Source organism: Ottowia thiooxydans DSM 14619 (assembly GCF_000422885.1).
GTDB lineage: Bacteria > Pseudomonadota > Gammaproteobacteria > Burkholderiales > Burkholderiaceae_C > Ottowia > Ottowia thiooxydans.
Window position 1 is genome coordinate 24916 of record NZ_AUGX01000028.1, and the last position, 25613, is coordinate 50528.

General features: G+C 58.0%; 31 protein-coding genes. 16 read left to right on the top strand and 15 right to left on the bottom strand.

The genetic code is table 11. The features are described from left to right. Positions 1-2: 2 nt before the first annotated feature. The 7 genes from G518_RS0119560 to G518_RS41325 form a co-directional block, all read right to left on the bottom strand. On the bottom strand, positions 3-368 hold the full coding sequence (locus G518_RS0119560; RefSeq protein WP_028603987.1) for a hypothetical protein: 366 nt from the start codon (positions 366-368) through the stop codon (positions 3-5). Next, the gene (locus G518_RS0119565) at positions 365-757 is read right to left on the bottom strand and encodes a roadblock/LC7 domain-containing protein (protein WP_036595359.1); all 393 of its coding nucleotides are present in this window, start codon (positions 755-757) and stop codon (positions 365-367) included. The genes G518_RS0119560 and G518_RS0119565 overlap by 4 nt, the downstream gene beginning before the upstream one ends. A 2-nt stretch (positions 758-759) precedes the next feature. Beyond that, the gene (locus G518_RS0119570; protein ID WP_028603989.1) at positions 760-1296 is read right to left on the bottom strand and encodes a GTP-binding protein; all 537 of its coding nucleotides are present in this window, start codon (positions 1294-1296) and stop codon (positions 760-762) included. A 96-nt stretch (positions 1297-1392) separates the two neighbouring features. Then, a complete protein-coding gene (locus tag G518_RS0119575; RefSeq protein WP_211231745.1) occupies positions 1393-2211 on the bottom strand; it encodes a hypothetical protein in 819 nt (272 codons plus the stop codon). 537 nt (positions 2212-2748) lie between these two features. Beyond that, positions 2749-3759, bottom strand: coding sequence for a lipoyl synthase (gene lipA, locus G518_RS0119585; protein WP_028603991.1), 1011 nt, complete (start codon positions 3757-3759; stop codon positions 2749-2751). A 13-nt stretch (positions 3760-3772) separates the two neighbouring features. Then, positions 3773-4465: a lipoyl(octanoyl) transferase LipB gene (gene lipB / locus G518_RS0119590; protein ID WP_028603992.1), complete on the bottom strand. Its 693-nt coding sequence runs from the start codon at positions 4463-4465 to the stop codon at positions 3773-3775. 77 nt (positions 4466-4542) lie between these two features. Continuing rightward, positions 4543-4887 carry a YbeD family protein gene (locus G518_RS41325; RefSeq protein ID WP_084652004.1) on the bottom strand — a complete coding sequence of 115 codons (345 nt, stop codon included), beginning with the start codon at positions 4885-4887 and terminating at the stop codon, positions 4543-4545. A 486-nt stretch (positions 4888-5373) separates the two neighbouring features. Here G518_RS41325 and G518_RS0119600 point away from each other — a divergent pair, with 486 nt between their 5' ends. The 9 genes from G518_RS0119600 to G518_RS0119640 all read left to right on the top strand — a co-directional run bounded on the left by G518_RS0119600 (position 5374) and on the right by G518_RS0119640 (position 12678). Further along, positions 5374-5889 (top strand): ATP synthase subunit I, encoded by a 516-nt coding sequence (locus tag G518_RS0119600; RefSeq protein WP_084652006.1) that lies wholly within the window; start codon positions 5374-5376, stop codon positions 5887-5889. Positions 5890-5910: 21 nt separating this feature from the next. Then, positions 5911-6789, top strand: coding sequence for a F0F1 ATP synthase subunit A (atpB, locus tag G518_RS0119605; protein ID WP_028603995.1), 879 nt, complete (start codon positions 5911-5913; stop codon positions 6787-6789). A gap of 75 nt (positions 6790-6864) precedes the next feature. Then, complete coding sequence (gene atpE, locus G518_RS0119610; protein WP_028603996.1) at positions 6865-7113, top strand: F0F1 ATP synthase subunit C; 249 nt, start codon at positions 6865-6867, stop codon at positions 7111-7113. Between the two features lie 35 nt (positions 7114-7148). Next, positions 7149-7619 (top strand): F0F1 ATP synthase subunit B, encoded by a 471-nt coding sequence (locus G518_RS0119615; RefSeq protein WP_028603997.1) that lies wholly within the window; start codon positions 7149-7151, stop codon positions 7617-7619. Between the two features lie 30 nt (positions 7620-7649). Further along, on the top strand, positions 7650-8180 hold the full coding sequence (locus G518_RS0119620) for a F0F1 ATP synthase subunit delta (RefSeq protein ID WP_028603998.1): 531 nt from the start codon (positions 7650-7652) through the stop codon (positions 8178-8180). A gap of 56 nt (positions 8181-8236) precedes the next feature. Continuing rightward, positions 8237-9796, top strand: coding sequence for a F0F1 ATP synthase subunit alpha (gene atpA / locus G518_RS0119625; protein WP_028603999.1), 1560 nt, complete (start codon positions 8237-8239; stop codon positions 9794-9796). 24 nt (positions 9797-9820) lie between these two features. After that, entirely contained in the window at positions 9821-10699 is an 879-nt protein-coding gene (gene atpG / locus G518_RS0119630) for a F0F1 ATP synthase subunit gamma (RefSeq protein ID WP_028604000.1), read from the top strand. Positions 10700-10738: 39 nt separating this feature from the next. Then, complete coding sequence (gene atpD / locus G518_RS0119635) at positions 10739-12166, top strand: F0F1 ATP synthase subunit beta (protein WP_028604001.1); 1428 nt, start codon at positions 10739-10741, stop codon at positions 12164-12166. Positions 12167-12258: 92 nt separating this feature from the next. After that, positions 12259-12678, top strand: a complete 420-nt coding sequence (locus G518_RS0119640) for a F0F1 ATP synthase subunit epsilon (RefSeq protein ID WP_028604002.1) — start codon at positions 12259-12261, stop codon at positions 12676-12678. A 380-nt stretch (positions 12679-13058) separates the two neighbouring features. On the opposite strand, the gene G518_RS35990 is transcribed toward G518_RS0119640, so the two are convergent. Further along, complete coding sequence (locus tag G518_RS35990) at positions 13059-13607, bottom strand: MarR family winged helix-turn-helix transcriptional regulator (RefSeq protein WP_169457971.1); 549 nt, start codon at positions 13605-13607, stop codon at positions 13059-13061. Positions 13608-13693: 86 nt separating this feature from the next. On the opposite strand from G518_RS35990, the gene G518_RS0119650 reads away from it, so the two are divergent. Genes G518_RS0119650 through G518_RS0119660 form a run of 3 tightly spaced genes read left to right on the top strand, consistent with a single transcriptional unit; the run spans position 13694 to position 16676 of the window. Beyond that, entirely contained in the window at positions 13694-14572 is an 879-nt protein-coding gene (locus tag G518_RS0119650; RefSeq protein ID WP_036595361.1) for an amidohydrolase family protein, read from the top strand. A gap of 32 nt (positions 14573-14604) precedes the next feature. Beyond that, positions 14605-15588, top strand: a complete 984-nt coding sequence (locus tag G518_RS0119655) for a Bug family tripartite tricarboxylate transporter substrate binding protein (protein WP_028604004.1) — start codon at positions 14605-14607, stop codon at positions 15586-15588. Between the two features lie 5 nt (positions 15589-15593). Continuing rightward, positions 15594-16676: a maleylacetate reductase gene (locus G518_RS0119660; protein ID WP_028604005.1), complete on the top strand. Its 1083-nt coding sequence runs from the start codon at positions 15594-15596 to the stop codon at positions 16674-16676. Between the two features lie 43 nt (positions 16677-16719). On the opposite strand, the gene G518_RS0119665 is transcribed toward G518_RS0119660, so the two are convergent. From G518_RS0119665 to G518_RS0119680, 4 genes are read right to left on the bottom strand one after another with little or no spacing between them, the layout of a single operon-like run. After that, a complete protein-coding gene (locus G518_RS0119665) occupies positions 16720-17250 on the bottom strand; it encodes a hypothetical protein (protein WP_028604006.1) in 531 nt (176 codons plus the stop codon). A 54-nt stretch (positions 17251-17304) separates the two neighbouring features. Then, positions 17305-17859 carry a TPM domain-containing protein gene (locus G518_RS0119670; RefSeq protein WP_028604007.1) on the bottom strand — a complete coding sequence of 185 codons (555 nt, stop codon included), beginning with the start codon at positions 17857-17859 and terminating at the stop codon, positions 17305-17307. 9 nt (positions 17860-17868) lie between these two features. Next, positions 17869-18798 carry a TPM domain-containing protein gene (locus tag G518_RS0119675; RefSeq protein ID WP_028604008.1) on the bottom strand — a complete coding sequence of 310 codons (930 nt, stop codon included), beginning with the start codon at positions 18796-18798 and terminating at the stop codon, positions 17869-17871. Positions 18799-18829: 31 nt separating this feature from the next. Further along, positions 18830-19450, bottom strand: coding sequence for a LemA family protein (locus tag G518_RS0119680; RefSeq protein ID WP_028604009.1), 621 nt, complete (start codon positions 19448-19450; stop codon positions 18830-18832). Between the two features lie 166 nt (positions 19451-19616). Here G518_RS0119680 and G518_RS0119685 point away from each other — a divergent pair, with 166 nt between their 5' ends. The 3 genes from G518_RS0119685 to G518_RS0119695 are packed head-to-tail and all read left to right on the top strand — an operon-like array spanning position 19617 to position 21660. Beyond that, complete coding sequence (locus G518_RS0119685; RefSeq protein ID WP_028604010.1) at positions 19617-20063, top strand: YybH family protein; 447 nt, start codon at positions 19617-19619, stop codon at positions 20061-20063. A 21-nt stretch (positions 20064-20084) separates the two neighbouring features. Then, positions 20085-21083, top strand: a complete 999-nt coding sequence (locus G518_RS35995; protein ID WP_036595363.1) for a YheT family hydrolase — start codon at positions 20085-20087, stop codon at positions 21081-21083. Between the two features lie 40 nt (positions 21084-21123). Then, entirely contained in the window at positions 21124-21660 is a 537-nt protein-coding gene (locus G518_RS0119695; protein WP_028604011.1) for a DUF2946 family protein, read from the top strand. 12 nt (positions 21661-21672) lie between these two features. Here G518_RS0119695 and G518_RS0119700 read toward each other — a convergent pair whose 3' ends face one another. Next, positions 21673-21894 (bottom strand): hypothetical protein, encoded by a 222-nt coding sequence (locus G518_RS0119700; RefSeq protein WP_028604012.1) that lies wholly within the window; start codon positions 21892-21894, stop codon positions 21673-21675. Between the two features lie 211 nt (positions 21895-22105). Continuing rightward, entirely contained in the window at positions 22106-22642 is a 537-nt protein-coding gene (locus G518_RS36000) for a MarR family winged helix-turn-helix transcriptional regulator (RefSeq protein WP_036595364.1), read from the bottom strand. Positions 22643-22864: 222 nt separating this feature from the next. Here G518_RS36000 and G518_RS0119710 point away from each other — a divergent pair, with 222 nt between their 5' ends. After that, a complete protein-coding gene (locus G518_RS0119710; protein ID WP_028604013.1) occupies positions 22865-23842 on the top strand; it encodes a tripartite tricarboxylate transporter substrate-binding protein in 978 nt (325 codons plus the stop codon). 60 nt (positions 23843-23902) lie between these two features. Here G518_RS0119710 and G518_RS0119715 read toward each other — a convergent pair whose 3' ends face one another. Then, complete coding sequence (locus G518_RS0119715) at positions 23903-25609, bottom strand: multicopper oxidase family protein (RefSeq protein ID WP_051237071.1); 1707 nt, start codon at positions 25607-25609, stop codon at positions 23903-23905. Between the last annotated feature and the right edge of the window lie 4 nt (positions 25610-25613).

Sequence of the window (25613 nt, forward strand, 5' to 3'; positions counted from 1 at the left end):
TCCTAGCGGTTTTCCATCAGCACCGCCAACTCTCTGGTCAGCTTTTGCCATTGACTCCAGTCAGTGCTTGAGTGGTGGCCAGTCAACGCGAGAAGCATCATGCCCTTGCCACAAGGCAGCAAGGTCAGGCGCCCCTTTTTGTGGATCATGACAGATGCTCTGAGACTTCCCAGCGTGTCGAATTGAGGGGCCAGTCGGTGGTACAGGCGCCAGTAGTCTGTGGCAGCTTCGGCAAAGGTGTGCACTTCGTCGATGGCGCCAGCGTGGCCCCAGACCATGCCAGCATCAATCTCCACCAAGGCGCAACCGTCGACACCGGGCATGCTTGCCATGGTTTCCAAGGCCTGCTGCAAAAGCGCTTCCTTCATGCGGCCGCCAGGTTTTTTGCAAACTGAGCGACTTGGTAGGCCACTTGACCAAGAATCGCGTCTTCCCCAGCGATGACGCTGATCACGAGGTCAGCATCGTCGCGATAGATACTGTGGACAATCACAAATCCCTGGTCTGTGTCGATCGTCACGCTTCGGCTGCGACCCAGATGGGCCTCGCTGGACACGACACCGCTGATGGCAAAGATGGAACTGGCCATGGCAGCCACACGTGTAGGGTCTCCGTGCTTCATGGCTGAGCCCACATCAAAGCCATCCACAGTGGCAACCACGACGGCGCTCACCCCTGAGATTTCTTGGAGTAGACGCTCTGACTCTTGCAAGATGAACGCTTTGGCGCTGGATGGCAATTCAAACGTCTTTCCCAATTTCAAACTCCGTATAGATTGGCTTCGAGCTGTGCAAGCAGCGTATCGATCAACAGGACGACGTCCGCACGCTGACGTACGTCCACCTCCAGAACCGGCAATATGAGATTGCGCGCGGCCAACTCATCCAGATAGTCTTCAAGGCCCGGCGTAGGGTGGGCCGGCAATCTGCCTACGCCGATGACGCAGGGCAGTTGCTTGAGTTCTTCCTCGAAGCCGCTCAGATATACGCGCAGGTCTGCAAGCGGGTCAGCACTTGAGTTGTCGACCAGGATGATCAGACCGAGGGCATTTTTAGCGAGAATCTTCCATAAAAAATCAAATCGAGCCTGACCAGGCGTGCCGAACAGGCGCACCCGGTCGCCGCTCGGCAAGGTGAGCTGGCCAAAATCCAGGCCTACGGTGGTGTGGCTTTTGCTGTGGGAGTTGTCGGTGTTCACCACATCGGTGACCACCGGAGGGGTTTCACTGACGGCCCCGATGGCGGTGGTCTTGCCCGCTCCCATCATTCCCGTGAAAAGAATCTTGTATTCGTTCATTGATTGCGAAAAAGTGAACAAGGCACAGTGTCAAACAAGACACGCGCGCGGGCTGATCTTAGGGCCAGGCGCAACTGACTTCTCTGAATCACGGAATCAGAGGCCAAGCCGCTTGCGGAGCCCGGAAATTAGGCTGGACGTGAAACTTTGCTTCACGGGTCGAGATTGAGCGTTAGAGCCAGCCTTGCCTTGGGCTGCCACGGGTTGCAAGGGAAGCAACAAGCTTGAAGCGTGCAGCACTTGCATGAAGACTTGGCATTCGTGAGGGGAAAACCCCGTCAAATTGACCAGGTCACGCGAGTTAAGTGCACGGCGTGTCAACAGGGTAGCCATGCGAATGCGCCCGGGGTCACCACGTAAGATGCCTTGCCGGGGCCAACGTTGAAGCCGATAGCGTGGCTCATTCTCAGAGGGGAGTGCCTCCTCAGGGAAAGGACGAGAGACGCCATGATCTTCAGGTTCTGACTCTTCGCGAGCCTGCACGGGAGCGAGGGGAGAAGGGGTGGCTGCGGGCATCTCCACGGTGGGTGTTTCCACGGTGGGCGTTTCTGCCAGAGACGTCTGGGTTTTAGCAGTTTCTGCCGCCAAAACCGTTGTTTCGGTGGGAGCAGCCAACGCACTCTCCACCCCATCCAGCCATTCACGCAGCTTTTGGGAGCAAAGCGGCCTGGGAAGTGCGTCCTTCATGTCCTCATCGATCTGGTCGCGGGTGAGCCGCAACACGCGCTTGGCGATTTGGTCCGGACTCTCTTGTGGAAGGGCTACATTGCCGGAGGACGCATCCACCAACAGAACATCGTAAGGCGGGGCTTCGACATAGGTCCACCTTGATTTCCCCCCGTGTGCATAAAGTCGCAACAACATCCGTATCAGCGCTACTTCGGTAGCGTTGAGTGAATGGGATCCGAGCTTCAAGCAAGACATAAGATGTCAGAAGATCGAGGTCTCAGGCGAGACGGGAGGTTGAAGGTGAAGCGATGAATTCAGTATATAGGCGATTTGAAACAAAAGATTCAATCTGGCGATAAAACATAACAAACCTGTCGAAAGATTGAAAACTTTCAACCGCCACCGGTCCGCAAGCCCGCGCGGGCCTGCCAAGTGTTTTTTGGCGACGAAAGATATACCCTACGCTCTTCCAGCCACGTTTGCATGCTCAATACTAGAACTAAATGAGCCCTGTATCTGAAAGCCCATGTTTCACCTGAGCGGGCGCTTCAATCGCTAGGGAAAACCATGAACTGGAAGAAGCGGTAGACATGCTCACATGTTGCGGCTCTGCAACCGTTGATTCGATCCACTTCAAGCGTGCCATCGTGACTTCAAAACGGCAGTTGCTCAGCTTCCGCCGGCCTCGCTATCGAAGGCGGAAAGAAGCGGATTCAGCGCCTCCCATGGCGCAGCAGAGGCGGTGGTCTGACATGGCCGTGTGATTGCCCGCGTCAGCCCGGTTCAGCTGGTTGGCAGGCCGGCCGCTTGTGCCTGTTTGTCCGCGTGGTAGCTTGAACGCACCATGGCGCCCACGGCTGCATGGGTGAAGCCCATTTTGTAGGCCTCATCCTCGAACATCTTGAAGGTGTCAGGATGCACATAGCGCTGCACCGGAATATGCGCTGAAGACGGGGCCAGATACTGACCAATCGTGAGCATTTCCACGCCGTGTTCGCGCATGTCGCGCATCGCCTGCAGAATTTCCTCGTCAGTTTCACCCAGGCCGACCATCAGGCCGCTTTTGGTAGGAACGGATGGGTGAAGGGCTTTGAACTTCTTGAGAAGATTGAGTGAGAACGCGTAGTCGCTGCCCGGGCGTGCCTGCTTGTACAGGCGTGGCACCGTTTCAAGGTTATGGTTCATCACATCTGGCGGAGCAGCTTTCAGGATTTCCAGCGCCCGGTCGTCACGGCCACGGAAATCCGGCGTGAGAATTTCGATCTGCGTGCCCGGTGATTTTTCGCGCGTGGAGCGGATGCAGTCTACGAAGTGCTGGCTGCCGCCGTCTCGAAGGTCATCGCGGTCCACGCTGGTGATGACGACATATTTGAGCCGCAGCTGCGCAATGGTATTGCCCAGATTGGCCGGCTCATTGGCATCCAGCGGGTCAGGCCTGCCGTGGCCGACATCGCAGAACGGACACCGCCGCGTGCATTTGTCTCCCATGATCATGAACGTGGCCGTGCCATGCCCAAAGCATTCGCCGATATTCGGGCAACTGGCTTCCTCGCACACCGTCACGAGGTTGTTCTTGCGCAAGATATCCTTGATCTCGTAGAAGCGAGTGCTCGGGCTACCGGCCTTGACTCGGATCCAGTCAGGTTTTTTCAGCGCCGGGCCGTCGTTTTGAACTTTGATCGGAATGCGGGAAAGCTTGGCGCCGGCTTTTTGCTTGGCTGTTGCGTCATAGGCGCCAGCGGGCTGTGCTTCGCGCACGACGGGTGCGTTGGGGCCGAGGGTGGTGGTGGTCATGAGACTTTTCTTTCTAACCCTGCAATAGGCGGGTGAGCTGCTTGGCCAGTTCGTGGGCGGCATCGTCACAGCTGGCAGATACACCGATTGTAGAAAGATCTACGGTGGTCAAGCTTGGGTAGCCGCAAGGGTTGATACGCGAAAAGGGTTCCAGGTCCATTGCTACGTTCAGAGACAAGCCATGGTAGGCGCGGTGATTGCTCACTTTGATCCCCAAGGCGGCAATTTTCCCCAATCCAGTGAAATCCGGTTTCGGCGCGGGAGAGCCCGGTACGCGATGCTGCGGGCGCTGGGTGAGCATGGCGTGGCTGAAAGGGTCGTCCAGACGGACATAAATACCAGGGGCACCAGCCAGTCGATGTCCTGTGACCCCAAAACTGGCCAAGGTGCGAATCGCCGCTTCTTCCAGCCGGTGTACGTATTCCTTGACGAAGATGGCGCGAGATTTCAGGTCAATCAGCGGATAGGCCACGACTTGCCCGGGGCCGTGATAGGTCACCTGGCCTCCCCGGTCCGTGGGTACGACCGGAATGTCGCCAGCCGCCAGCACGTGTTCGGGTTTGCCTGCCAAGCCGAGGGTAAACACACCGGGGTGCTCGCAAAGCCAGAGCTGGTCGGATGGGGCATCCGCCGCCGAAGCCGTGAACTGCTTCATGGCTTCGAATGTGGGGGCGTATTCAACCCGTCCCAGGTAAGTGACGTTCATGCGCGAATGCCTGTTCTAGGTCCTGGCGGCTGCGGGCGCTAGTCCTTGGGATTGCAAACGCAGTTTCACAGTTCCCCTTACAGCACCCACTTGGCGGAAGGATGGGTCGACAATGTGCGATACAGCTCATCAAGTTGGTCCCGGCTTGTCGCGGTGACCGTGATGGTGACGCCGAGATATTTGCCGCCGCCGCTTTCACGGAGTTCTATATTGGTGGCGTCGAAAGCCGGATCAAATTGTTTGGCAATATGTGTGACGGCGTGCACGAAGCCTTCCTCATTGACGCCCACCACTTTGATGGGGAATGCGCTGGGGTATTCGATGAGCGACTCGCGCGCTTCAGGCGTCAGCTTGATGTCTTCCGGCGGCAACTCCGCCGATGGGCCGGCGCCCTCTTGAGGTGGGGACGAAGGATTGGTCATGTCGTTCTTTCGTGAAGGATAGAATGGCTCATGCTGCGGACGGTGGGCTGAGCTGCACAGCGATTGTCTTACAGTGTGGCGCCCCAAATGGCCTCATGCCCCCATTGCGGATGTTGACCATGCACCCAAGTTGGTGCTTGCCCGCGCAATGTCTCGAATTGGCGTCGCCTCGCTCAAAAATGGTGCTCTCCAAATGGAGCTCCCTATATAGAGATGGCATGAGAGTTCTGGTGAATGAGAGGGGCGATCACTGGGCATGGCTAAGGCTCTTGCAGAGGGGTGTTTGAATCGAAAACGCACTCTCTACCCGCTGGGCCCATGCCCGAGTGTTCCGGAAAGTGTTGCGGCAAGTTAACCGTTTTTCAGGAAACCGACGGATTACCTTCGGACTAACCCTATAATAAGAGGCTTTGCAGTCGCAGCGGAAGATTGCAGTCAATTGTGGGTAACCGCAAGAAATCGGCTGTCATTTGCTCGAAAGCGGAAATGGTCACAATAGCACCCGTCAAGGCGCGGCCCCTGCCTGCAGAAAATGCAGATGGAGTCACCCCGGAGGATTTCAAGCCTCTGAGTGCCGAAGAAGCTCGCCAATGGCGTGCTGAGCATCCTCCTTTGTCTCCCTGGCCGGTGGTCTGGGTTCAGGCGGGGTTGGGTCTGATGGTTGTGGTGGTGGCCTGGTTTGTGTCCAAGGGTGCTGTGTCCGTGGTTTGGTCCGCTGGGTACGGTGTCTTGGCTGCGTGGTTGCCTGCGGTGCTGTTTGCCCGCATGGTGTCTCGCCGGATGCGAATCGAATCCAATGCTGCAAGTGCCTTGACGGCGCTGATGGTGTGGGAGGGGATCAAAATTGTATTAACGCTGGCTTTGCTGCTGGCGGCGCCAAAGATTTTGGCGCAGGTGCAATGGCTGGCTTTGCTGGCCGGATTTGTGGTGACTATCAAGGCCGCTTGGGCGGCTATGTGGTTGATGTCGGTGAAACGCCGGTCAACTGTGCCGATGAACTGACCTTTGGATAAGTGGTAACGTATGGCTGCTGAAGGCGCGCAAGGGCAGACTGCTGGTGAATATATCCAGCATCACCTGCAACACTTGCAGTTAAATTTCAATCTCGAGCCCGTGAAGCAGAAGTCGATCATCGACTTCAGCCTGTTCAACGCGGACTCGGTGTTCTGGTCTGTTCTTCTGGGTGTCGTGGGTTGCTGGCTCTTATGGCTGGCTGCTCGCAAGGCCACTTCTGGTGTGCCTGGGCGCTTCCAGGCGGCGGTGGAAATCCTGGCTGAGCTGGTGGAAAACCAGGCCAAGGGCGTGATTCACAATGCCAAGAGCCGTAAGCTGGTGTCGCCTCTGGCATTGACGGTGTTCTTCTGGATTTTCATGATGAACGCCATGGATCTGCTGCCAGTGGATCTGTTGCCTTTGGGTTATCAGGCTGCGGTTGGCGATAGCCATGCTTATCATCGCGTGGTCCCTACTGCCGACCTTTCCACAACGCTTGGCTTGTCCCTGAGCGTGCTGGTGGTGTGCCTGTTCTACAACCTCAAGATCAAAGGTCTGGGCGGCTGGTCTCATGAACTGGTGACGGCGCCTTTTGGTGCACACCCTGTGCTGTGGCCCATCAACCTGTTGATGCAGATCATTGAATATGTCGCCAAGACCGTCTCGCACGGCATGCGATTGTTCGGCAACATGTTTGCCGGCGAACTCGTCTTCATGTTGATCGCCTTGATGGGCGGCGTATGGGCCTGGCAATTCAACCCCCTTACGGGCGGTTTCTGGCTGGGTATCGGGCACGTGATTGCGGGTTCTGTGTGGGCAATCTTCCACATCCTGATCATTACGCTGCAGGCGTTCATCTTCATGATGCTGACGCTGATTTACGTGGGTCAGTCGCACGACGCTCACTGAGTCCGTGTCTGGTCTTGTGATCTAGTTTCGTTATTTTTCTTTTCCTTTAATCTTTCTTTTTCTCTAGGAGCAATCATGGAAAACGTTCTCGGCCTCGTCGCACTGGCTTGTGGTTTGATCGTCGGCTTGGGCGCTATCGGCGCTTCCATCGGTATCGCATTGATGGGCGGAAAATTTCTCGAGTCTTCTGCACGTCAGCCTGAACTGATGAATGAACTGCAAACCAAAATGTTCGTTTTGGCTGGTCTGATCGACGCCGCCTTCTTGATCGGTGTTGCTATTGCCCTGCTGTTCGCATTCGCTAACCCCTTCACCCTTGGTTAAGCGGCTGGCCTTTCTAGACTGAAAGGAGTCGAACCGTGAATATCAACGCGACACTGTTCCTGCAGGCCGTTGTCTTCGCGATCCTGGTTTGGTTCACGATGAAATTCGTGTGGCCACCGATCACGAAGGCACTGGATGAGCGGGCTCAGAAAATCGCCGACGGCCTCGCTGCCGCCGACAAAGCCAAAACCGAACTCGCCGCAGCCAATTCGCGCGTCGAGCAGGAGTTGGCCAGTTCGCGCAATGAGACTTCGGCACGTTTGGCTGACGCCGAGCGCCGTGCGCAGCACATCATCGAAGAAGCCAAGGTGCGAGCCAATGAGGAAGCCAGCAAGATTGTTGCTGCTGCCCAGGCTGATGCCGAGCAACAGGTGGTGCGAGCCCGTGAGGCTCTGCGCGAGCAGGTGGCTGTTTTGGCCGTTAAAGGCGCCGAGCAGATTCTTCGCAAGGAAGTCAATCCGACTATCCATGCCGATCTGCTGACACGCCTGAAGACCGAGCTCTGATTCTCAAAGCTCGCCCAAAGGAAAACGTCTATGGCAGAACTCGCCACCATTGCAAGACCCTACGCCGAAGCCCTGTTCCAGGTCTCGCGCGCCGATCTGGCCGCGACACAGTCCTGGCTTGATGGGCTGGCGGGCGCGGCGGCCAGCGATGAGCTGCTGCAGTTCGCCGCTGATCCTCGGGTCAATGCCCGTCAGGTGTTCGAAGTCGTCACTGGCGTGCTCAAGAATTCGTTGCCCGAGCGTGGCGCGAATTTCCTGCGCGCCATCATCGATAACTCACGCCTTGCTGCGCTGCCCGAAGTGGCACGCCAGTTCCGTGATCTGGCCAATGCGGTCAGCGGCAGTTCGGACGCACTGATTCAAAGCGCCTTCCCGATCGATGATTCTGAGCTGAACAGCTTGGTTACTACGCTCGAAAAGCGTTTTGGCCGCAAGCTGCAGGCCCAGGTGCAGATCGATCCGGCGCTGATCGGTGGCGTACGCGTCACGGTGGGTGACGAGGTGCTGGACACCTCGGTGAAAGCCCGCCTGGAACAAATGAAGATGGCTCTGACGGCCTGATGAAAGCATCAGGCGCCAGGCTCCTCGATACAACCCTTTAGGACAAGGAAAGAGTCATGCAACTCAATCCCGCAGAAATTTCAGAACTGATCAAGAGCCGCATCGAGGGCCTGGGTGTCAGCGCCGACGTGCGCAACCAGGGCACCGTGGTGTCGGTGACCGACGGCATCGTGCGCATTCATGGCCTCTCTGATGCCATGCAAGGCGAGATGTTGGAGTTCCCTCCCACAGCCGCTGGTGTTCCCACTTTCGGTCTCGCCCTGAACCTCGAGCGCGACTCTGTCGGCTCCGTGATCCTGGGTGAATACGAACACATCTCCGAAGGCGACGTCGTCAAGTGCACGGGCCGCATTCTGGAAGTGCCCGTCGGTCCTGAGCTGATTGGCCGCGTGGTGAACGCACTGGGTCAGCCTATTGACGGCAAAGGCCCCATCAACGCCAAGATGACCGACGTGATCGAGAAGGTCGCGCCTGGCGTTATTGCGCGTCAATCGGTGAGCCAGCCTGTGCAAACCGGCCTGAAGTCCATTGACTCCATGGTTCCCGTGGGCCGTGGTCAGCGCGAGCTGATCATTGGTGACCGCCAAACTGGTAAGACGGCTGTCGCAATCGACGCCATCATCAACCAGAAGGGTCAGAACATGACCTGCGTGTACGTCGCCATCGGCCAGAAGGCGTCGTCCATCAAAAACGTGGTGCGCTCCCTGGAGCAAGCTGGCGCGATGGAATACACCATCGTCGTGGCAGCGTCCGCATCCGAATCGGCAGCCATGCAGTACGTGTCGGCCTATTCCGGCTGCACCATGGGTGAGTACTTCCGTGATCGTGGCGAAGACGCTTTGATCATCTATGACGATCTGTCCAAGCAAGCTGTGGCTTACCGCCAGGTTTCGCTGTTGCTGCGCCGTCCTCCAGGCCGTGAAGCCTACCCTGGCGACGTGTTCTATCTCCACTCGCGTCTGCTGGAGCGTGCTGCTCGCGTGAACGCCGATTACGTCGAAGCCTTCACCAAAGGTGAAGTCAAAGGCAAAACCGGTTCACTCACCGCACTGCCCATCATTGAAACGCAAGCGGGCGACGTGTCGGCATTCGTTCCAACCAACGTGATCTCGATCACCGACGGCCAGATCTTCCTGGAAACCAGCTTGTTCAACGCAGGTATCCGCCCCGCCATCAACGCCGGTATTTCGGTGTCCCGCGTGGGTGGTGCAGCTCAGACCGATCTGATCAAGAAGCTCTCCGGCGGTATCCGTACCGACTTGGCGCAGTACCGTGAGCTGGCGGCTTTCGCCCAGTTCGCATCCGATCTCGATGCCGCCACTAAAAAGCAGCTCGACCGCGGTGCACGCGTGACCGAATTGCTCAAGCAAGCCCAGTACAGCCCACTGCCTATCAGCTTGATGGGTGCGACGCTGTTCGCGGTGAACAAAGGCTTCATGGATAACGTGGAAGTTGCCAAGATCCTGTCTTTCGAGTCAGGGCTGCACAGCTACCTCAAGGACAAGCATGCTGATCTGCTCAGCAAGATGGATGCCGGCAAGGCGCTCGACAAGGACAAGGAGCTGGAAGCAGCTCTGACGGCCGCCATCGAAGCCTTCAAGAAAACCTTCGCTTGATCCTTCCTCGAAAGGACTAACGCAATGGCAGTCGGTAAGGAAATTCGCGGCAAGATCAAATCGGTGGAAAACACCAAGAAGATCACCAAAGCCATGGAAATGGTGTCCGCCTCTAAGATGCGCAAGGCGCAGGATCGCATGTGGGCGGCCCGGCCTTACGCTGAGAAAGTGCGTAACATCGCAGCTCACCTGGGTCAGGCCAATCCTGATTACGTTCATCCCTTCATGAAGGTCAATGACGTCAAGAAGGCTGGCGTGATCGTGGTGACGACAGATAAGGCTATGTGCGGGGGTTTGAACACCAACGTACTGCGCGCTGTGACGGCCAAGTTGCGGGAGCTGCAAAGCGCCGGCGACGAAGTCGACGTGACTGCCATCGGCAGCAAGGGCTTGGGCTTTCTGACCCGCATCGGGGCCAGAGTGGTCTCGCAGGTCGTACAGTTGGGCGATACGCCGCATCTGGAAAAGCTCATCGGCCCCGTCAAGGTGCTGCTCGACCAGTACGAGAAGGGCGAGTTGAACGCAGTCTATATTGCGTACACCCGCTTCATCAACACCATGAAACAAGAGGCGGTGCTTGAGCAGTTGCTTCCGCTGTCGAATGGCAAGATGCAGGAAGAAACGCGTGCCAGCGGCACGCAGCATGACTGGGACTACATCTACGAGCCCGACGCACAGACCGTCATCGACGAGCTTCTGGTGCGCTACGTCGAGTCGCTGGCTTATCAGGCTGTAGCCGAGAACATGGCTTCTGAGCATTCTGCCCGCATGGTGGCCATGAAGGCCGCTACCGACAACGCAGGTAACGTGATTAGCGAGCTGAAACTGGTCTACAACAAGACCCGCCAGGCAGCGATCACCCAGGAATTGTCCGAGATCGTGGCGGGCGCTGCGGCGGTCTGACACGGTTCACAACGCATACAAGTTATTGGAGCAAGACAAATGGCTCAAGAGAACATCACATCGAACGCTGGCGTTCAGGGAAAAATCGTTCAGTGCATCGGCGCCGTGGTTGACGTGGAGTTTCCGCGCGACAAGATGCCCAGGGTGTACGACGCCCTCAAAATGGACGGCACCAGCCTGACGCTTGAAGTTCAGCAACAGCTGGGCGACGGCATTGTGCGTACGATCGCGCTGGGTTCCAGCGACGGCCTGCGCCGCGGCAAGATGGTGACCAACACCAGCAAACCTATCACTGTTCCAGTCGGTCCAGCTACGCTGGGTCGGATCATGGACGTGCTGGGCAACCCGATCGACGAGCGCGGTCCGGTTTCCCAGGAAAGAACAGCCTCTATTCACCGCAAGGCGCCTACTTACGAAGAGCTCAGCCCTTCGCAAGAATTGCTGGAAACTGGCATCAAGGTGATTGACCTGGTCTGCCCTTTCGCCAAAGGCGGTAAGGTCGGCCTGTTCGGCGGCGCTGGCGTGGGCAAGACCGTGAACATGATGGAACTCATCAACAACATCGCCAAGGCGCACTCGGGCTTGTCCGTGTTCGCTGGTGTGGGTGAGCGTACCCGTGAAGGCAACGACTTCTATCACGAGATGGCCGATTCCGGCGTCGTGAACCTGGAAAACCTGGGCGAGTCGAAAGTGGCCATGGTGTACGGCCAGATGAACGAGCCTCCAGGCAACCGTCTGCGCGTGGCGCTGACCGGCCTGACCATCGCCGAGTCCTTCCGTGACGAAGGCCGTGATGTGCTGTTCTTCGTGGACAACATCTACCGCTATACATTGGCCGGTACCGAAGTGTCCGCTCTGTTGGGTCGTATGCCTTCCGCCGTGGGTTACCAGCCTACTCTGGCAGAAGAAATGGGCCGTCTGCAAGAGCGTATTACTTCCACCAAAATCGGTTCGATCACTTCCATCCAGGCCGTTTACGTGCCTGCCGATGACTTGACCGATCCTTCGCCCGCCACGACCTTCGCCCACTTGGACTCCACAGTGGTGCTTTCGCGTGACATCGCGGCGCTGGGTATCTACCCTGCGGTGGATCCACTGGACTCCACCAGCCGTCAGCTGGACCCGCTGGTTGTTGGTGAAGAGCACTACGCCGTCGCCCGCCAGGTGCAAGGTACGCTGCAGCGCTACAAAGAACTGCGCGACATTATTGCCATTTTGGGTATGGACGAACTGAGCCCAGAAGACAAACTGGCTGTGGCACGTGCTCGTAAGATCCAGCGTTTCCTGAGCCAGCCATTCCATGTGGCCGAAGTGTTCACGGGCTCTCCTGGAAAGTATGTGTCCCTCAAGGACACCATCAACGGCTTCAAGATGATTGCCAACGGTGAGTGCGATCACATGCCCGAGCAAGCGTTCTACATGGTTGGTACCATCGAAGAAGCGATGGAAAAGGCCAAGAAGATCTGATTTTTAATCAGCGTTCGGCATCGGGCGCCCGGCCCACTGGAGAGCATGTTTCTCTCCATGGTCCGGGGCACTGTGTTTAACCAGGAGATAACATGGCCAACACCATTCACGTCGACGTGGTCAGCGCCGAGGAGTCCATCTTCTCGGGCGAGGCCACGTTCGTTGCCCTCCCAGGCGAAGCTGGCGAATTGGGTATTTACCCACGCCACACACCGCTTATTACGCGCATCAAGCCCGGCTCCGTGCGCATCAAGACGGTGGGCGGAGAAGAAGAGTTTGTATTCGTGGCTGGCGGCATCCTTGAGGTGCAACCCAACCACGTCACCGTGCTGTCCGACACCGCTATCCGCGGCAAGGATCTGGACGATGAGAAGGCCAATGAGGCCAAGCTTGCTGCAGAAGAAGCGCTGAAGAACGCCAAGAGCGAGATTGACATGGCTCGCGCCTCGTCAGAGCTTGCTGTGCTGGCGGCTCAGATTGCTGCGCTGCGCAAGTACCGTCAAAAGCGCTGAGCCCGCTAACATGCCCAAGCCGTTAACCGGTCTGGGCGGCTTCTTCACCCAACGGTGAGCGAAAGAGTCCCTCCAGATATATTCTGCAGGGGCTTTTTTGTTGGCAGGCCGATCCCAAATTCCCGCTAGTCAACCGACCCCATCGACCTAGGCTAACTAATTTTGCTCGGTACGGCAGTAGGCGGCAGGTTACCAAAGGTCATCAGATGCTGGGCTACTCCATATACGACGGTGCGCACCTGAGCGGATAGCATCGAACGCGGCGCGCTGGTGGATCACACCTGCAATGCCGTTCTGGTCGACATCGGCGCAGACCTAAACCAATGGCTGGCGCAAGGTGAAAAGCGCCAGAATCCATAGCGCCTACGACGCTGCCTCTCTCACGATCCCGGAAGCGCTACTGGCGTTACAGAAACGGCGTTGAGCGCTCCGACAGCCTTCGAAAGCAGGCGAATCAGATGCTTACGTTCATCTGGCTCTAGGCCCGCCAGCAATTGCTCAGAAACGTTATGAGCGGCTTCCTCGGCAATGGCGACGAGTTGGCGTCCCGCTAAAGTCAATGTCACAATCTTGCGCCTTGCATCACGCTCATCTGCGTTGCGCTCCACCAAGCTGCGCGCCTCCAGTCGCCGAATAACTTCGCCCACAGTGGCACGGTCCATACCGAGGGCCTTGCCGAGCGAGATCTGGTCCATCGCAGACCATCGATTCAGCGCAATTAAACAAACGTGCTGAGGCGCCGTCAATCCAATTTTCGCCGTCTCTTGTTCAGCGATATTTGCAACCAACTGACCGGCGCGACGAAACAGAAAACCTGGGCGCATATGAAGCTCCGCTAATGCAGAGACGTCCTTCGCTTCGCCAACTGACGGCCTATCCTGCGCTCGAACCCCCGAAGCGAGAGGGCCAGTCGCTTCGTTCTTTTTCATATTAGCTTCCATGTAGTCTTGAAATCAACCTTTAAGTGATATAGTATGTACGCTTACAAACATAAAATCCTCTGCTAAGAAGAATTATGACCATTCCCCACTGCCTTGGACCGGCAGTCTCAAACCGTCCACCCTCTTGGACTCCACCCAAAGGGGCTTGGGATACACACTTTCACGTGCTAGGCCCCCAATCTCGGTTCCCTTACGCCCCAGATCGAAAGTACAGCCCTCCCGACGCACCTCTCGAAGTTTGTATGCGTATGCATGACGTACTTGGCATCGAGCGAGGGTTTGTTGTGCATGCGAACACGCATGGGTTCGACAACACAGTCGATCTGGACGCAGTCGCCAATTCTGGAGGCCGCTATCTGGCGGTGGTCCGCCTCGATGCCACAGCCACCCGGGATAAGTGCAAGGTCATGCATCTGGCAGGAGCGCGCGGCGTAAGATTTGCATTTAATCCGCAGCACGGCGGCTCGCTGGATCTAGCCGTGTTCAACCACGTAATGCAGTGCATTGAAGGACTCGGCTGGTTCGTCGAGCTCCACTTTGACGGTGCTGCCCTCCCAGATCTGCAGTCCTGGATCGCTAAGATTCCCGCGCCCGTCGTGATCGACCACTTCGGACGGATCGATGCGGGCCTCGGAATTAATCACCAAGCTTTCCGGGCCCTATCGGAACTGGCCGCTTACCAACATGTCTGGATCAAGCTCACGGGAGCCGACAGAATCTCGCAGCTCGGCCCCCCATATGCTGACATCCAGCCGTTCGCTCAGCGGCTCGTCGTGATCGCCGCAGATCGATTGCTGTGGGGTAGTGATTGGCCTCACACCGGCTACTTTGATGCAGATCGAATGCCGCAGGCAGGCCAACTGCTGGATGCCCTGTGCGCTTTCGTACCTCAGCCTCATCTCAGAGACCGCATCCTCGTAGACAACCCCCTGCGCCTGATTGGCAACGCTTAACCCCCATACCTATTTAGCCCAAGGAGACCAACATGAAGAACGTTTCTAGACGCACGGCCCTTACCTGCATGGCGACAGGCCTACTCGCAACTGCGCAACCTACGTTATCGGCTAATCTTTATCCTGAGAAGCCAATCCGGCTCGTAGTTCCCTTTCCATCGGGCCAAGGTGCAGATATCCTTGCCCGTCTGATAGGCCAGCAATTGGCCGTTGAGCTTGGACAACCGGTCGTCGTGGAGAACAAGGTCGGCGCAGGCGGCATGATCGGGACCACGTTCGCCGCAAAGGCTGCGCCCGACGGCTATACGCTCTATATGGGATCCAGCGGGCCGCTGGCGATCGGCCCCCATGTTTATAAGACAGTGGGCTTTGACACGCTAAAGGACTTCTCTCCTATCTCCAACATTGCGTCTGTGACACAGGTGCTGGTGGCAGCGCCAGCTTCACAACTAAGATCTGCCAAGGACGTTGTAGAGCGGGCCAAATCACAACCGGGGATGCTTTTTTATGGGTCGGCGGGCAATGGGACCACTAGCCATCTCACTATGGAGTTGTTCACACAGATGAGCGGCATATCTCTCCAGCATGTTCCATACAAGGGAAGCTCTTCCTCCATGGTCGACGTCATGTCAGGTCGTGTTCCACTTATGTTTGACTCTCTCCCTGGGGTACTGGCAAACGTTAAATCGGGATTGTTGCGCGCGATCGCAGTCTCTTCGTCCCAGCGGGACCCGTTGTTGCCCGATGTCCCGACCGTCGCGGAGTCGGGCATCCCGGGATTTGCAACCATGGGATGGATCGGACTGCTTGCGCCGGCACGCACGCCAACCTGGATCGTGGAACGCCTACACAAAGCAGTGGCCAAAATTCTAAAAAATGAAATTGTGATGGCGCGTATGACCGAACTCGCTTTCACGCCCATCGGAAACTCGCCTGCCGAATTTCAAAAATTCCTTACCAGGGAAGTAACGCTCTGGGGTAACGTCGCGACCAAGGCAGGAATCGAAAAGGAATAGCTCCGATGCGGCCATTCATCTATTCTGCCCCTGCAAGTCGAGTAATCTTCGGTCCGGGAGTGCTTTCATGTCTCCCAGAAACACTTGATCGCCTAGGCCTTACGCGCACACTTGTGATCGGTACGCCAAGCGCACTGAGCGCCGTCCGTTCTATGCTTGTCCAGCTCGGAGCCCGAGTGGCAGGGCTGTTCGACCGTCCTGTGTCGCATGTTCCGTTGGTGCTCGCAGAAGAAGCGCGTCGAATGGCTCAAGCGCTCGGCGCTGACAGCTGCCTCGTTATCGGCGGAGGATCCGCGATTGGTCTCGGCAAAGCTGTTGCTCTCACGAGCGGGCTTCCAATCGTTGCGGTGCCTACGACATACTCCGGGTCGGAGATGACGTCCGTCTACGGTATTACTGACGGTGGGAAGAAATGCACGGGCCGCGATCCACGAGTTCTACCGTCCGCAGTCCTCTATGACCCGACATTGACCGTTTCCCTCCCGCCGGCTCTGTCTGCCAGCAGTGGCATGAACTCCATCGCGCATTGTGTTGAAGCGTTGTACGCGCAAGATGGCAATCCCGTCGTATCGTTGATGGCGGAAGAAGGTATCCGGGCCTTGGCGAGCGCCTTGCCGAGCATAGTTGCCTGCCCAAGCGATGAGGAGTCACGAACGCTCGCACTCTATGGTGCTTGGCTGGCAGGCATGTCGCTAGGTTCCACGACCATGGGCCTGCACCATAAAGTGTGTCATGTGCTGGGCGGGAGTTTCGATCTTCCCCATGCCGCGATGCACTCGATCGTCCTGCCTCACGCAGCGCAATACAACAGCGGCGCTGCACCAGAAGCGATGGCACGTATCGCTCGAGCCTTGGGTACTGACTGTAGCTCTACGGGACTCTATCGACTCGCTGAGCAGCTTCGCATTCCGCTTTCACTTGCTGAGATTGGCATGCCACAAGATGGTCTTGAAGACGCGGCTCGGCAGATTACTGCAGAACCCTACCCAAACCCGGCTCAGGTGAGCTTTTCTGGCGTCCTCTCGCTACTGCAGTCAGCCTATGCAGGCGCAGTCCCAGCGGCAGAACGTCCGAGCATTACCTCGTAAACCTCCTTCTCAATGGCGCCGTTGAAAGAGCCGGACATTCCGTTCAGACAGCAGGGCCGTCGAGAAGGCGTCCACGGCCAAGCGGTTTCCGACCGGATAGCAAGGTGAATTCCCTGGCAATTAGAAGTTTGGGCAGTGCCAGTTCTGGTCGGACGAACTCCAATTGCAGAGGCTGCGGCGCCTCGGGTACGGGTACTTCGTCTCGGGGAATCTGCAGGCGGGCACTGAAACCCTCGTTTTCCAACACCACCAGGCACGGAAAGAGACCAGCAGGCACCGGACGGCTTTCGGCGGGCACGGCCGCAGGAAAAAGCGTGAGTTCAATCCATGCAGAAGGCACAAAGGCAGCATCTGGAGAAAAGCCGGGTGGCATCACTTTGGGAGCGCGGGCCCGGCCCATGAGCCAGCCGATAATATTGCCAACGATAGGCAACCACAGAACCAGCAGCAGCGTACCCAGGTCGCGCGCGAGAGAGGGCGGAGGAACCAGCCAGCGAACCAGCCCGCCACCGACGGCCAGGATCAGCAGTACGGCGGTGAAAAGTTGTCGGCGCGACGAGATGTTGAGTTTCATGCGTCTATTAGAACGCGCTATCAATCTGGAACGCGCTATTTTTCACCCGGCAATTTATCGCAAGACAGGCGCGTCTGGAAGTTGATTGATGCGCCCTGCCGCAGATGGCAGATCGGCATCTGGCGTTTTGGGGAAGTGTTCCACCAACACTGCGGAGACTTCTTCAAGCGCCTGTGTCAAACCGTCTTCGAACCGCTTCTCGCGCATGGCTGTGCCCAGGCGGTCCACCATGGCTTTCCATTCGCTTGCCGGAACAAGCCGATTGACTCCGCGGTCTGCCACCAACTCGATCGAATGTTCTGCCAGCAGGAGATAGATCAACACGCCGTTGCTGTGCGCTGTATCCCACATGCGCAGCTTGGAGAACATCATCACCGCGCGCTCTCGAACGATCTGCTCGATAGGCAATTTGTCCCGGAAATGGCGCCACAGATAACTGAGCGGCAGTGAGCCCTCGACATAGATGCGCACTTCACCGGTGTGACGGCGTTCGCTGGCGGACACCCGGCGGTGCAATCTTTCCAGGAGCTCGGGTGGCAATGCGCGGTGGGCGTCAGCTTCGTCCATCCAGCGATGACGCAGCACGCGGTTAAAAGCAGATATCCTCATAGGCTGTTCCTACCAGCTGCCACTGGCGCCACCGCCACCGAAGTTACCACCACCACCAGAGCTGAACCCGCCGCCCCCGCCGCCGAAGCCACCGCCGCCCCTGCCGCCTCCCCAGCCACCACTCGGTGGCAGAAAGATGGGGCCGCCGCCGCGGCCAGCTGAGCGAGGAAGGCCAGACACTGCGCTGGCGAAGAAAGCGAGGAGAAGGGCCGCCACTCCGGCCCCAATGCCTATGACCAGGCTGGCAGTGATCACGAATGCCACGCCACCTACACCTGCCCCGGTGACCAACGCGCCCAACTTGCGGCCGAAAATCCCGCGCGTGAAGGCACTGATGATGGGGACTGCGACGAATAGAAAGATGGCTCCTTCGACCCAGCTGAAGCCGCCTTGATCACCTCGCCCTGCAGGTTGCGCATCGATCACAACGGGCGGTAGCGCCTCTCCCCGGATGCGCGCGGCCAATTGGTCAACGCCCGCGTTCACGCCGCCAGCATAGTCGCCCTGACGGAAGAACGGCGTGATCGCCTCATTGATGATGTGGCTGGCGGCGATGTCTGGCACGGCGCCTTCCAGTGTCTTGGCCACTTCAATACGCACCCGCCGGTCTTTGACCGCCACCAGAAGGATAAGGCCATCGCCCACATCCTTGCGGCCGATCTTCCAGGTATCGCCTACGCGATGGGCGTACGCTGCAATGTCTTCTGGCGCCGTGGTGGGCACCATTAGCACGACAACCTGAGAGCCCTTCTCCTCTTCCAGGCTCTTGAGCTTGGATTCCAGTGCGGCTTTCTGCGCATCGTCCAGGGTGCCGGAGGTGTCCACGACACGTGCAGTCAGCGCTGGCACCGCTTGCAGTTGCTGTGCACTGACAAACCCGCTCATGCCCAGTACCAAGACCAGCGCGAGCAAATGTCGGAGCATCAAGGAAAAGGACATGTCCGGATCAGGGGTTGGCGTGGAAGCTGGCTTATCTGGAGGCTGGTGCTGATGGCGAGGTGCCGAAGTCAACTTTCGGCGCATTCGAAATCTGCGCTTCATTGGCGACCGTGAAATTTTCCTTGGGCTTGTAGCCAAAGATCATGCCCGTCAGATTGGTGGGAAAGCTGCGCGCCAGTACGTTGTATTCCTGCACAGCCTTGATATAGCGGTCACGGGCCACTGCAATGCGGTTTTCCGTGCCTTCCAATGCCACGCGCAGGTCGGAAAAGGCTTTGTTGGCCTTCAGGTCCGGGTAGCGTTCCACCGACACCAGCAGACGGCTGAGCGCACCAGACAACTCGCCTTGCGCAGCCTGGAACTGCTTGAAGGCTTCGGGGTTGTTCAGCGTTTCAGGTGTGACCTGGATGCTGGTGGCCTTGGCGCGCGCCTGAATCACCTGATTGAGGGTGTCTTGCTCGAACTTGGCTTCACCTTTGACGGTGTTGACCAGGTTGTCGATCAGATCCGCGCGGCGCTGGTACTGGTTCACCACTTCGCTCCAGGCGGACTTTGTGCCTTCGTCCAGGCGCTGAAAGTCGTTATAGCCGCAGCCGGTCAGGCTCAGCAGCAGGGTCAGGGCAGCAATGGCCTTGAAGAGCCAGTTTCTCATGATGAAGTCCTCTCTCGCCAAAAAATGGAGCATCGGAGAAGCTATCATAGGTCAAGGATTCTGTTTGTGGGACAACGCCGTCCATGGGACAAATTCCACACATCTGGCCTGAATATGCGCAAGCCAAGCATTCACGGCACAATCGCAGCACTTTTCCATTCCTGCCATGCCCAAGCCACGCTACCGGCCCGCCGAGATGGCGGCCTCTCCCGATGACGTTGAAGCGGCCTTCTACGAAGCGCTGCACGCGGGCGACATTGAGCAGTTGATGGCCTGCTGGGCAGATGAAGACGACATTGTCTGTGTGCATCCAGCGGGCTCGCGTCTGGTGGGAGCTGCAGCTATCCGCTCGTCTTTCGAATCCATGCTCACAGGAGGCAGAATCCGTGTCACGGTGGAGCGCACGCGCAAAGTCGAGTCGCTCTCGGCCAGCGTTCATAGCGTGCTCGAGCGCGTTGACGTTCAAACAGCGGAGGGGCCACAGCACGCATGGGTGGTCGCAACCAATGTTTTTCTGAAGACGGCTCACGGCTGGCGTCTGGTAGCGCACCACGCCAGTCCGGGACGCGCCGAGGTGGCAGAAGCCACGGTGCCAGGACAGTTGCTTCATTAGGTTTGTTTTGGTTCCGACATCTTGAAGAGCTACCGCGCACCGACCTGGTTACCAGGCGGCCATCTGCAAACCATCTGGCCGGCACTCTTTGGGCGCCGCGTGGCCGGGCCGCCCGTGGTGTATCAGCGACAGCGCTGGGATACGCCAGACGGTGATTTTGTGGATGTGGATTTTCTTGAGCACGGTTCTTCCACGCCCGGCATGCCTTTACTCGTCATGTTCCATGGGCTGGAAGGTTCCTCTCGAAGCCACTACGCAGAAGCTTTCGCTGAATGGGCCCGTGACCACGGGCTTGCATTTGCTGCGCCCCATTTTCGGGGCTGCTCTGGCGAGATCAATCGGGCGCCCCGCGCCTACCATTCGGGCGATGTTGAAGAGATCGGATGGATCCTTGCTCGGCTGCGCACCTGGCATACCGCGCGTGGCGGGGGGGCCACACTGGCGGTGGGCGTGTCCCTTGGCGGCAATGCACTGCTGCGCTGGGCGGGTGAGGTTGGCCTCTCGGCTGCCAGCAGTGTGAGCGCGGTCGCGGCCGTGTGCTCACCGCTGGACCTTGCTGCGGGTGGGCACGCCATAGGGCGAGGCTTCAATCGGCAGGTCTACACCCGCATGTTTTTGCGCACCATGAAGGCCAAGGCCTACGACAAACTGGCACAGCATCCGGGTTTGTTCGATTCGGCGCGCCTGCGTTCAGCGCGTGACCTGTACGCCTTTGATGACCTGTTCACGGCACCGCTGCATGGCTTTGCAGGAGTTGAGGATTATTGGCGGCGCGCGTCAGCCAAACCGCATCTGGCAGATATTCGGGTGCCGGCCCTCGCCCTGAATGCAAAGAATGATCCTTTCGTACCTGCTTGCAGCTTGCCAGGGAAAGACGAAGCGGGCGCTTATGTCACGCTTTGGCAACCGGATGAAGGCGGCCATGTCGGTTTTCCTGAGGGCTCGGTGCCGCCTGGCAACGTATTCTGGCTTCCAAAGGCCGTGGGCGGCTGGCTTCTGGGGCAACTGACAAGCGCATAAGGACTACATCCGATCTCTCAGCTGCAGTCTATGATGGATCATGGACGACATCGTGAAACAGGCCATGGTCAAGTGGCCCAATGTGCCGAACTGTTTTGGCTGGTTGGGGTTGGATGCCCGCGGCAACTGGTACATGCGTGATGATCAGGCTCAGGCACTTGGCAGCTTTACCAGCGGTGCGGAAGGCGCCAAAGGATCGCTGTTGCAGCATGAGAAGCTGATTGGCTTTATTGAACGCAACTACGAGGTCGATCCAGATGGCCGGTGGTTTTTCCAGAACGGCCCTCAGCGCGTCTATGTGGAGCTCGAAGCGGCACCCTGGGTCTGGCGGGTGCAAGAAGATGGATCGGTGCAATCGCACACGGGGCAATCCGTGCAAGTCAATCAAGCCTTAACGGACGAATCTGGCCGCGTATTTCTGGTGACTGACAGAGGCCTGGGCCTGGTCCATACGCAAGACGTGTTGCATGCTGCCGAAGCTGTCGAGCGCGGCGACTGGATGCCCGAGTCCGTGCGGGCAGGGGAGTTGCCGGCGCGCTACGGCTATGTGCTCAGCCCTGAGGCTGAGACTCGCTGAAGCGTTCGCTTCTTACTGCTCTTCAGAGGCAGTGCGGGCGGGCACCATAGCCGCTTCTACTGCCTGGCGAAACTGCTGCTGAGCCTGTTGGCTTTGCATACGTACGGATTCACCTTGAGCAGACGAGGCGGGTTGGCCCAGCGCTTTGCTCGCGCTGCCCATTTGTTGTTTGACGACGGTGACGACGATTGCCAGCGCAACAAGCAAGCCCAACAAACCAAATATTGCCTTCATGTGGCAGTCCTCTCCATGGCCTTACCTAACGGCCATCTCCATGATTGTGCCGCAGATGTGCAGGCCTGAAGCCGGGGACATGGCCCCCCCTGAGGCGCTACGCGCCATCCCCCCGGGGGGACGCAGCCGGCGGCCTGGCAAAGCCAGCTCCGCGGCTACTCACGTGGGGGCTGCTCGGCGGCCTTCTGATTTTTTCGGCCCATCTGTTCGACTACTCAGGTAGGGTCCGCTCTGCGGACATCTGTGGTGCATCTTCGGCGATCAAACGCAGGCATTTGACGAAAAGCCCTCTGTACTCTTGAGGCAAGCACGTCAGCAGACGATCTTCTACGGACGCATCACGCGGCATGATCAGGTTGAGCAATTCAATTCCCCGAGGCGCTACATAGAGTTCATAGGCGCGTGCGTCGGCAGGGGATGCCCTGCGTTCAATCAGTTCACTACTGCACATGCGGCGCACCATATCCGCGACGGTGTTGCGGTCCATGGCCAGGCGCGCAGACAGTGCGTTCTGGTTGAGCCCCGGCTCTTGATGAAGAAGCACCAGCGTGGCTTTTTGCCGGGGCGTGACGCCTTCGTCTGAGAACGTATTCGCGAAAATTTCCTCTGCCTTGAAATGGGCACGTCGCAGCAGATGAGATGGCACATCTTCGAGCCGGAAGCTGTCTAGCAGTGATTGAACTTCTTTCGTCGCACCGCGAGGCGGGCTAGGGGAAGGCGTTTTTCGTGGTGTGCGGGGGCGGGGCATGCGGTCGAACCCAGGCTGGGCAGATGATTGAGTATTAGGTAGGGTCCTAGCATATTAGATGCCCGGCGCAGCACTGCAATTTTCCTGAAAGCCCGATTCGTCGGTGTGGTTATAGAGATTGTGTAGGGGTTGATACCTATTTCAGCTGAGATGCAGGGTCCCGCATAGTACGTGTTCGTCGTATTTTCGCCAATTTGAGCTTTCATAACGGAGGAGTGGTCTATGTCTCTTTCTCGCAGAGTCCTCATTCAGGGCATGGCCGGGACGGCCGCGCTTTCCAGCATTCCGGTGTGGGCACAGCCTAGCCCGAGTCGCATCAATGTCGGCTTTGCGGCCGGCGGTACGCTGGACGTGATTGCTCGCCGACTGGCCGATCAATTCAAGGGTCGCTATGCTGAGACCGTGATCGTAGAGTCCAAGGTGGGCGCTGGTGGACGCATTGCCAATGAGGCTGTGAAGAACGCTGCACCCGACGGCGGAACGATGGTGTTGTCGCCATCGTCACCGATTGTGATTTTTCCGCATGTCTACAGCAAGCTCTCCTACGATCCACAGAAGGATCTGAAGGGTGTCACGCCCATCTGCTCCAACGCGCAGGTGTTCGTGGTGGGCCCCAGCGTACCGGAATCAGTGCGGAGCTTGAGCCAATTCATTGATTGGGCCAAGGCGAATCCTTCGGCTGGTTCTTACGGCACGCCGGCCGCAGGGTCCATCATGCATTTCCAGGGCCTGGTATTTCAGAAGCAAGCGGGCATTCAACTCACGCATGTGGCCTATAGAGGCATGGCCGCCGTCGTACCGGATCTCATCAGTGGGAACCTGCCCAGTTCGATGGCGGTGATGGGCGACGTCACACAGTACATTGCCAACGGAAGGCTGCGTGCATTGGCTGTGACCAGCGAAAAGCGCTCGCGCTTTCTTCCTGCGGTGCCTACTTTCGCAGAGCTGGGGTTCGGGGAGGTGACCGGCGTGGATTGGTATGGCCTTTTTGTTCCCGCCAAAACACCGCAGTCCATAGTCGACAAGCTTCACGCCAGTGCGGTCGCCGCCGTCAAGGAACCGGTGGTCGCAGAGTCACTGGAAAAAGCGGGCTTTGATCCCTACACCCTTGACCAGGCAGAGTTTGCCAAGCGGATACAAGCCGAGACGCTGCGATGGGGGCCAGTGGTCAAGGCATCCGGATTCACCCCCGAAAGCTGATCGCCCTAGGCCATTCGGCGCTTCAGTCCCAACAGAGCGCTGAACTGAACAAGCCCACGGTCATGCGACGACATCGACCAACTGCATCATCCCCATGTCTTCGTGGTCGAGCGCATGGCAGTGCCAGACGAACTTCCCCTTGAAGTCTGAGAATCGCATGCGGAACGTCACGTTCCCAGTTGGCGGCACTGGAATTGTGTCTGCCCAAAACGGGGTGACAGGCAGGCCGTTGACCCTGACGATGTAGCTGTCATTCACATGTATGTGAAACGGGTGGGGATACCCATTGAGGCTATGGATGGTCCATTCCTCGACGGCGTCGAGGGCCACCGTCTGAGTGACCGTGAGTGACGACTGGAACGGCACGAGCTTGGCCCCCACTGCACCGGCCGAAAAGACCGTATTCGCCATGAAGCCTTCTTCGGGAGGTGCGAACCAATTTTCGCCTTCCGGAATAGGTTTCAGGATCCGGTCATCGTCCTTGTTGAGCACTGCAAGTACCAGATTGCGCTGTTTGCCTCCATTGGCCGCCAACTCCTGGTCGGTGATCGCCACGTGGTCTTTATATCTGGGCAGGTCCGATGCGGAAGGCAGCGGAGTATTTATGGGCGAGCCTTCCACCACGATGCGCGCCACGATTTCTTCGTCAACCTCACTTGAGGGGGCCTTCACGGCACGCAACAAATACGTCCCGGGTTTGTCGCTGGCTTTCACCACAATGGAATGGCGGTTACCAGGATAGAGTGCATTGCCGGGCCAGTTAGCGTCAGTGAACTGGTTGGCGTTCCCGGCGTTGATCGGCTTGAACTGACGATCGTAGACGTTTCCATCCTTGGCGTAAGCCCAGAACGTGTGATCATCCAGTACGGGGTTGAACGGGTAGAACGAAGATGAGTTGATCAGGTGCCAGTTCTGTACTTCGCCCGGCCGCATCACAATGGTCGGCTGGTAGGCACCATTGAGCATGAAGGCGGATGTTGGCGCGTTGACGGAATCTTTGAAAGAGTCAGTGCGCCCCGCCTCGTTCAAACTCACCTTGTGTACAAAGATGACGCGTTCACGGATGTCTGGCGAGGTGATGAACCGATCTGACAGGTCGCGAATAATGATGGCGCCGAACATGCCGCTGGAGACCTGTCCGTTTGACGAGCCATGCAAGTGCGGGTGATACCAGTAGATTCCGTTTTGGTGGTCCGAACGAATGGCCAACTCATGCTGCCTGCTCTGCCCAGGCAATACACCGCCGTCCGCTGTGTCGACCACGTAGTCCCCAAACACGCCAGGGCGGATCTCGCGGGGGTCTACATGCAGGCCATGGAAGTGAAGGTTCGTGCTGTTTTGGAAGTTGAGATATTCCACGCCGGTTTGCCGGGTATTGGCAGGCAACCGGTTGTTGAGCAGGATTCTGAGAGTGTCACCCTGGTTGACTATGAGCGTAGGGGCCGCGTATTGGCCATTGAAACTGCGCAGATGGGTCTGGGTTGGCGTCGCCTTGCCAGGGTAGGCCGGAGGCTGAGCTTGCGCAATGTCCAGAGTTTGCGTGGTGTATTGTGCGTTGAGCTCCAGCTCCAGCTTGCCGTTAACGGAGGTCAGAACTTGCGGTTCGGGCAAGGTGTCTTCGGTGCCGTCGTCCACTCCGCTGCCGCAGCCTGCGAGCGGCAACACCGCTGTCCCAGTCGCCATCCCGAACATCCATTGAAGAGTTGCACGCCGGCTTGGTTGGTTGATCGGAGTACGGGTGTCGTCAGTTGAACTTGATTCGATCATGGTG

Bases quoted from the DNA above. Each gene is read 5' to 3' on its own strand.
- G518_RS0119560 (WP_028603987.1), bottom strand. From the start codon at position 368: ATGAAGGAAGCGCTTTTGCAGCAGGCCTTGGAAACCATGGCAAGCATG.
- G518_RS0119570 (WP_028603989.1), bottom strand. From the start codon at position 1,296: ATGAACGAATACAAGATTCTTTTCACGGGAATGATGGGAGCGGGCAAG.
- lipA (WP_028603991.1), bottom strand. From the start codon at position 3,759: ATGACCACCACCACCCTCGGCCCCAACGCACCCGTCGTGCGCGAAGCA.
- lipB (WP_028603992.1), bottom strand. From the start codon at position 4,465: ATGAACGTCACTTACCTGGGACGGGTTGAATACGCCCCCACATTCGAA.
- G518_RS41325 (WP_084652004.1), bottom strand. From the start codon at position 4,887: ATGACCAATCCTTCGTCCCCACCTCAAGAGGGCGCCGGCCCATCGGCG.
- G518_RS0119600 (WP_084652006.1), top strand. From the start codon at position 5,374: ATGGTCACAATAGCACCCGTCAAGGCGCGGCCCCTGCCTGCAGAAAAT.
- atpB (WP_028603995.1), top strand. From the start codon at position 5,911: ATGGCTGCTGAAGGCGCGCAAGGGCAGACTGCTGGTGAATATATCCAG.
- atpE (WP_028603996.1), top strand. From the start codon at position 6,865: ATGGAAAACGTTCTCGGCCTCGTCGCACTGGCTTGTGGTTTGATCGTC.
- G518_RS0119620 (WP_028603998.1), top strand. From the start codon at position 7,650: ATGGCAGAACTCGCCACCATTGCAAGACCCTACGCCGAAGCCCTGTTC.
- atpA (WP_028603999.1), top strand. From the start codon at position 8,237: ATGCAACTCAATCCCGCAGAAATTTCAGAACTGATCAAGAGCCGCATC.
- atpG (WP_028604000.1), top strand. From the start codon at position 9,821: ATGGCAGTCGGTAAGGAAATTCGCGGCAAGATCAAATCGGTGGAAAAC.
- atpD (WP_028604001.1), top strand. From the start codon at position 10,739: ATGGCTCAAGAGAACATCACATCGAACGCTGGCGTTCAGGGAAAAATC.
- G518_RS0119640 (WP_028604002.1), top strand. From the start codon at position 12,259: ATGGCCAACACCATTCACGTCGACGTGGTCAGCGCCGAGGAGTCCATC.
- G518_RS35990 (WP_169457971.1), bottom strand. From the start codon at position 13,607: ATGAAAAAGAACGAAGCGACTGGCCCTCTCGCTTCGGGGGTTCGAGCG.
- G518_RS0119650 (WP_036595361.1), top strand. From the start codon at position 13,694: ATGACCATTCCCCACTGCCTTGGACCGGCAGTCTCAAACCGTCCACCC.
- G518_RS0119655 (WP_028604004.1), top strand. From the start codon at position 14,605: ATGAAGAACGTTTCTAGACGCACGGCCCTTACCTGCATGGCGACAGGC.
- G518_RS0119660 (WP_028604005.1), top strand. From the start codon at position 15,594: ATGCGGCCATTCATCTATTCTGCCCCTGCAAGTCGAGTAATCTTCGGT.
- G518_RS0119665 (WP_028604006.1), bottom strand. From the start codon at position 17,250: ATGAAACTCAACATCTCGTCGCGCCGACAACTTTTCACCGCCGTACTG.
- G518_RS0119670 (WP_028604007.1), bottom strand. From the start codon at position 17,859: ATGAGGATATCTGCTTTTAACCGCGTGCTGCGTCATCGCTGGATGGAC.
- G518_RS0119675 (WP_028604008.1), bottom strand. From the start codon at position 18,798: ATGTCCTTTTCCTTGATGCTCCGACATTTGCTCGCGCTGGTCTTGGTA.
- G518_RS0119680 (WP_028604009.1), bottom strand. From the start codon at position 19,450: ATGAGAAACTGGCTCTTCAAGGCCATTGCTGCCCTGACCCTGCTGCTG.
- G518_RS0119685 (WP_028604010.1), top strand. From the start codon at position 19,617: ATGCCCAAGCCACGCTACCGGCCCGCCGAGATGGCGGCCTCTCCCGAT.
- G518_RS0119695 (WP_028604011.1), top strand. From the start codon at position 21,124: ATGGACGACATCGTGAAACAGGCCATGGTCAAGTGGCCCAATGTGCCG.
- G518_RS0119700 (WP_028604012.1), bottom strand. From the start codon at position 21,894: ATGAAGGCAATATTTGGTTTGTTGGGCTTGCTTGTTGCGCTGGCAATC.
- G518_RS36000 (WP_036595364.1), bottom strand. From the start codon at position 22,642: ATGCCCCGCCCCCGCACACCACGAAAAACGCCTTCCCCTAGCCCGCCT.
- G518_RS0119710 (WP_028604013.1), top strand. From the start codon at position 22,865: ATGTCTCTTTCTCGCAGAGTCCTCATTCAGGGCATGGCCGGGACGGCC.
- G518_RS0119715 (WP_051237071.1), bottom strand. From the start codon at position 25,609: ATGATCGAATCAAGTTCAACTGACGACACCCGTACTCCGATCAACCAA.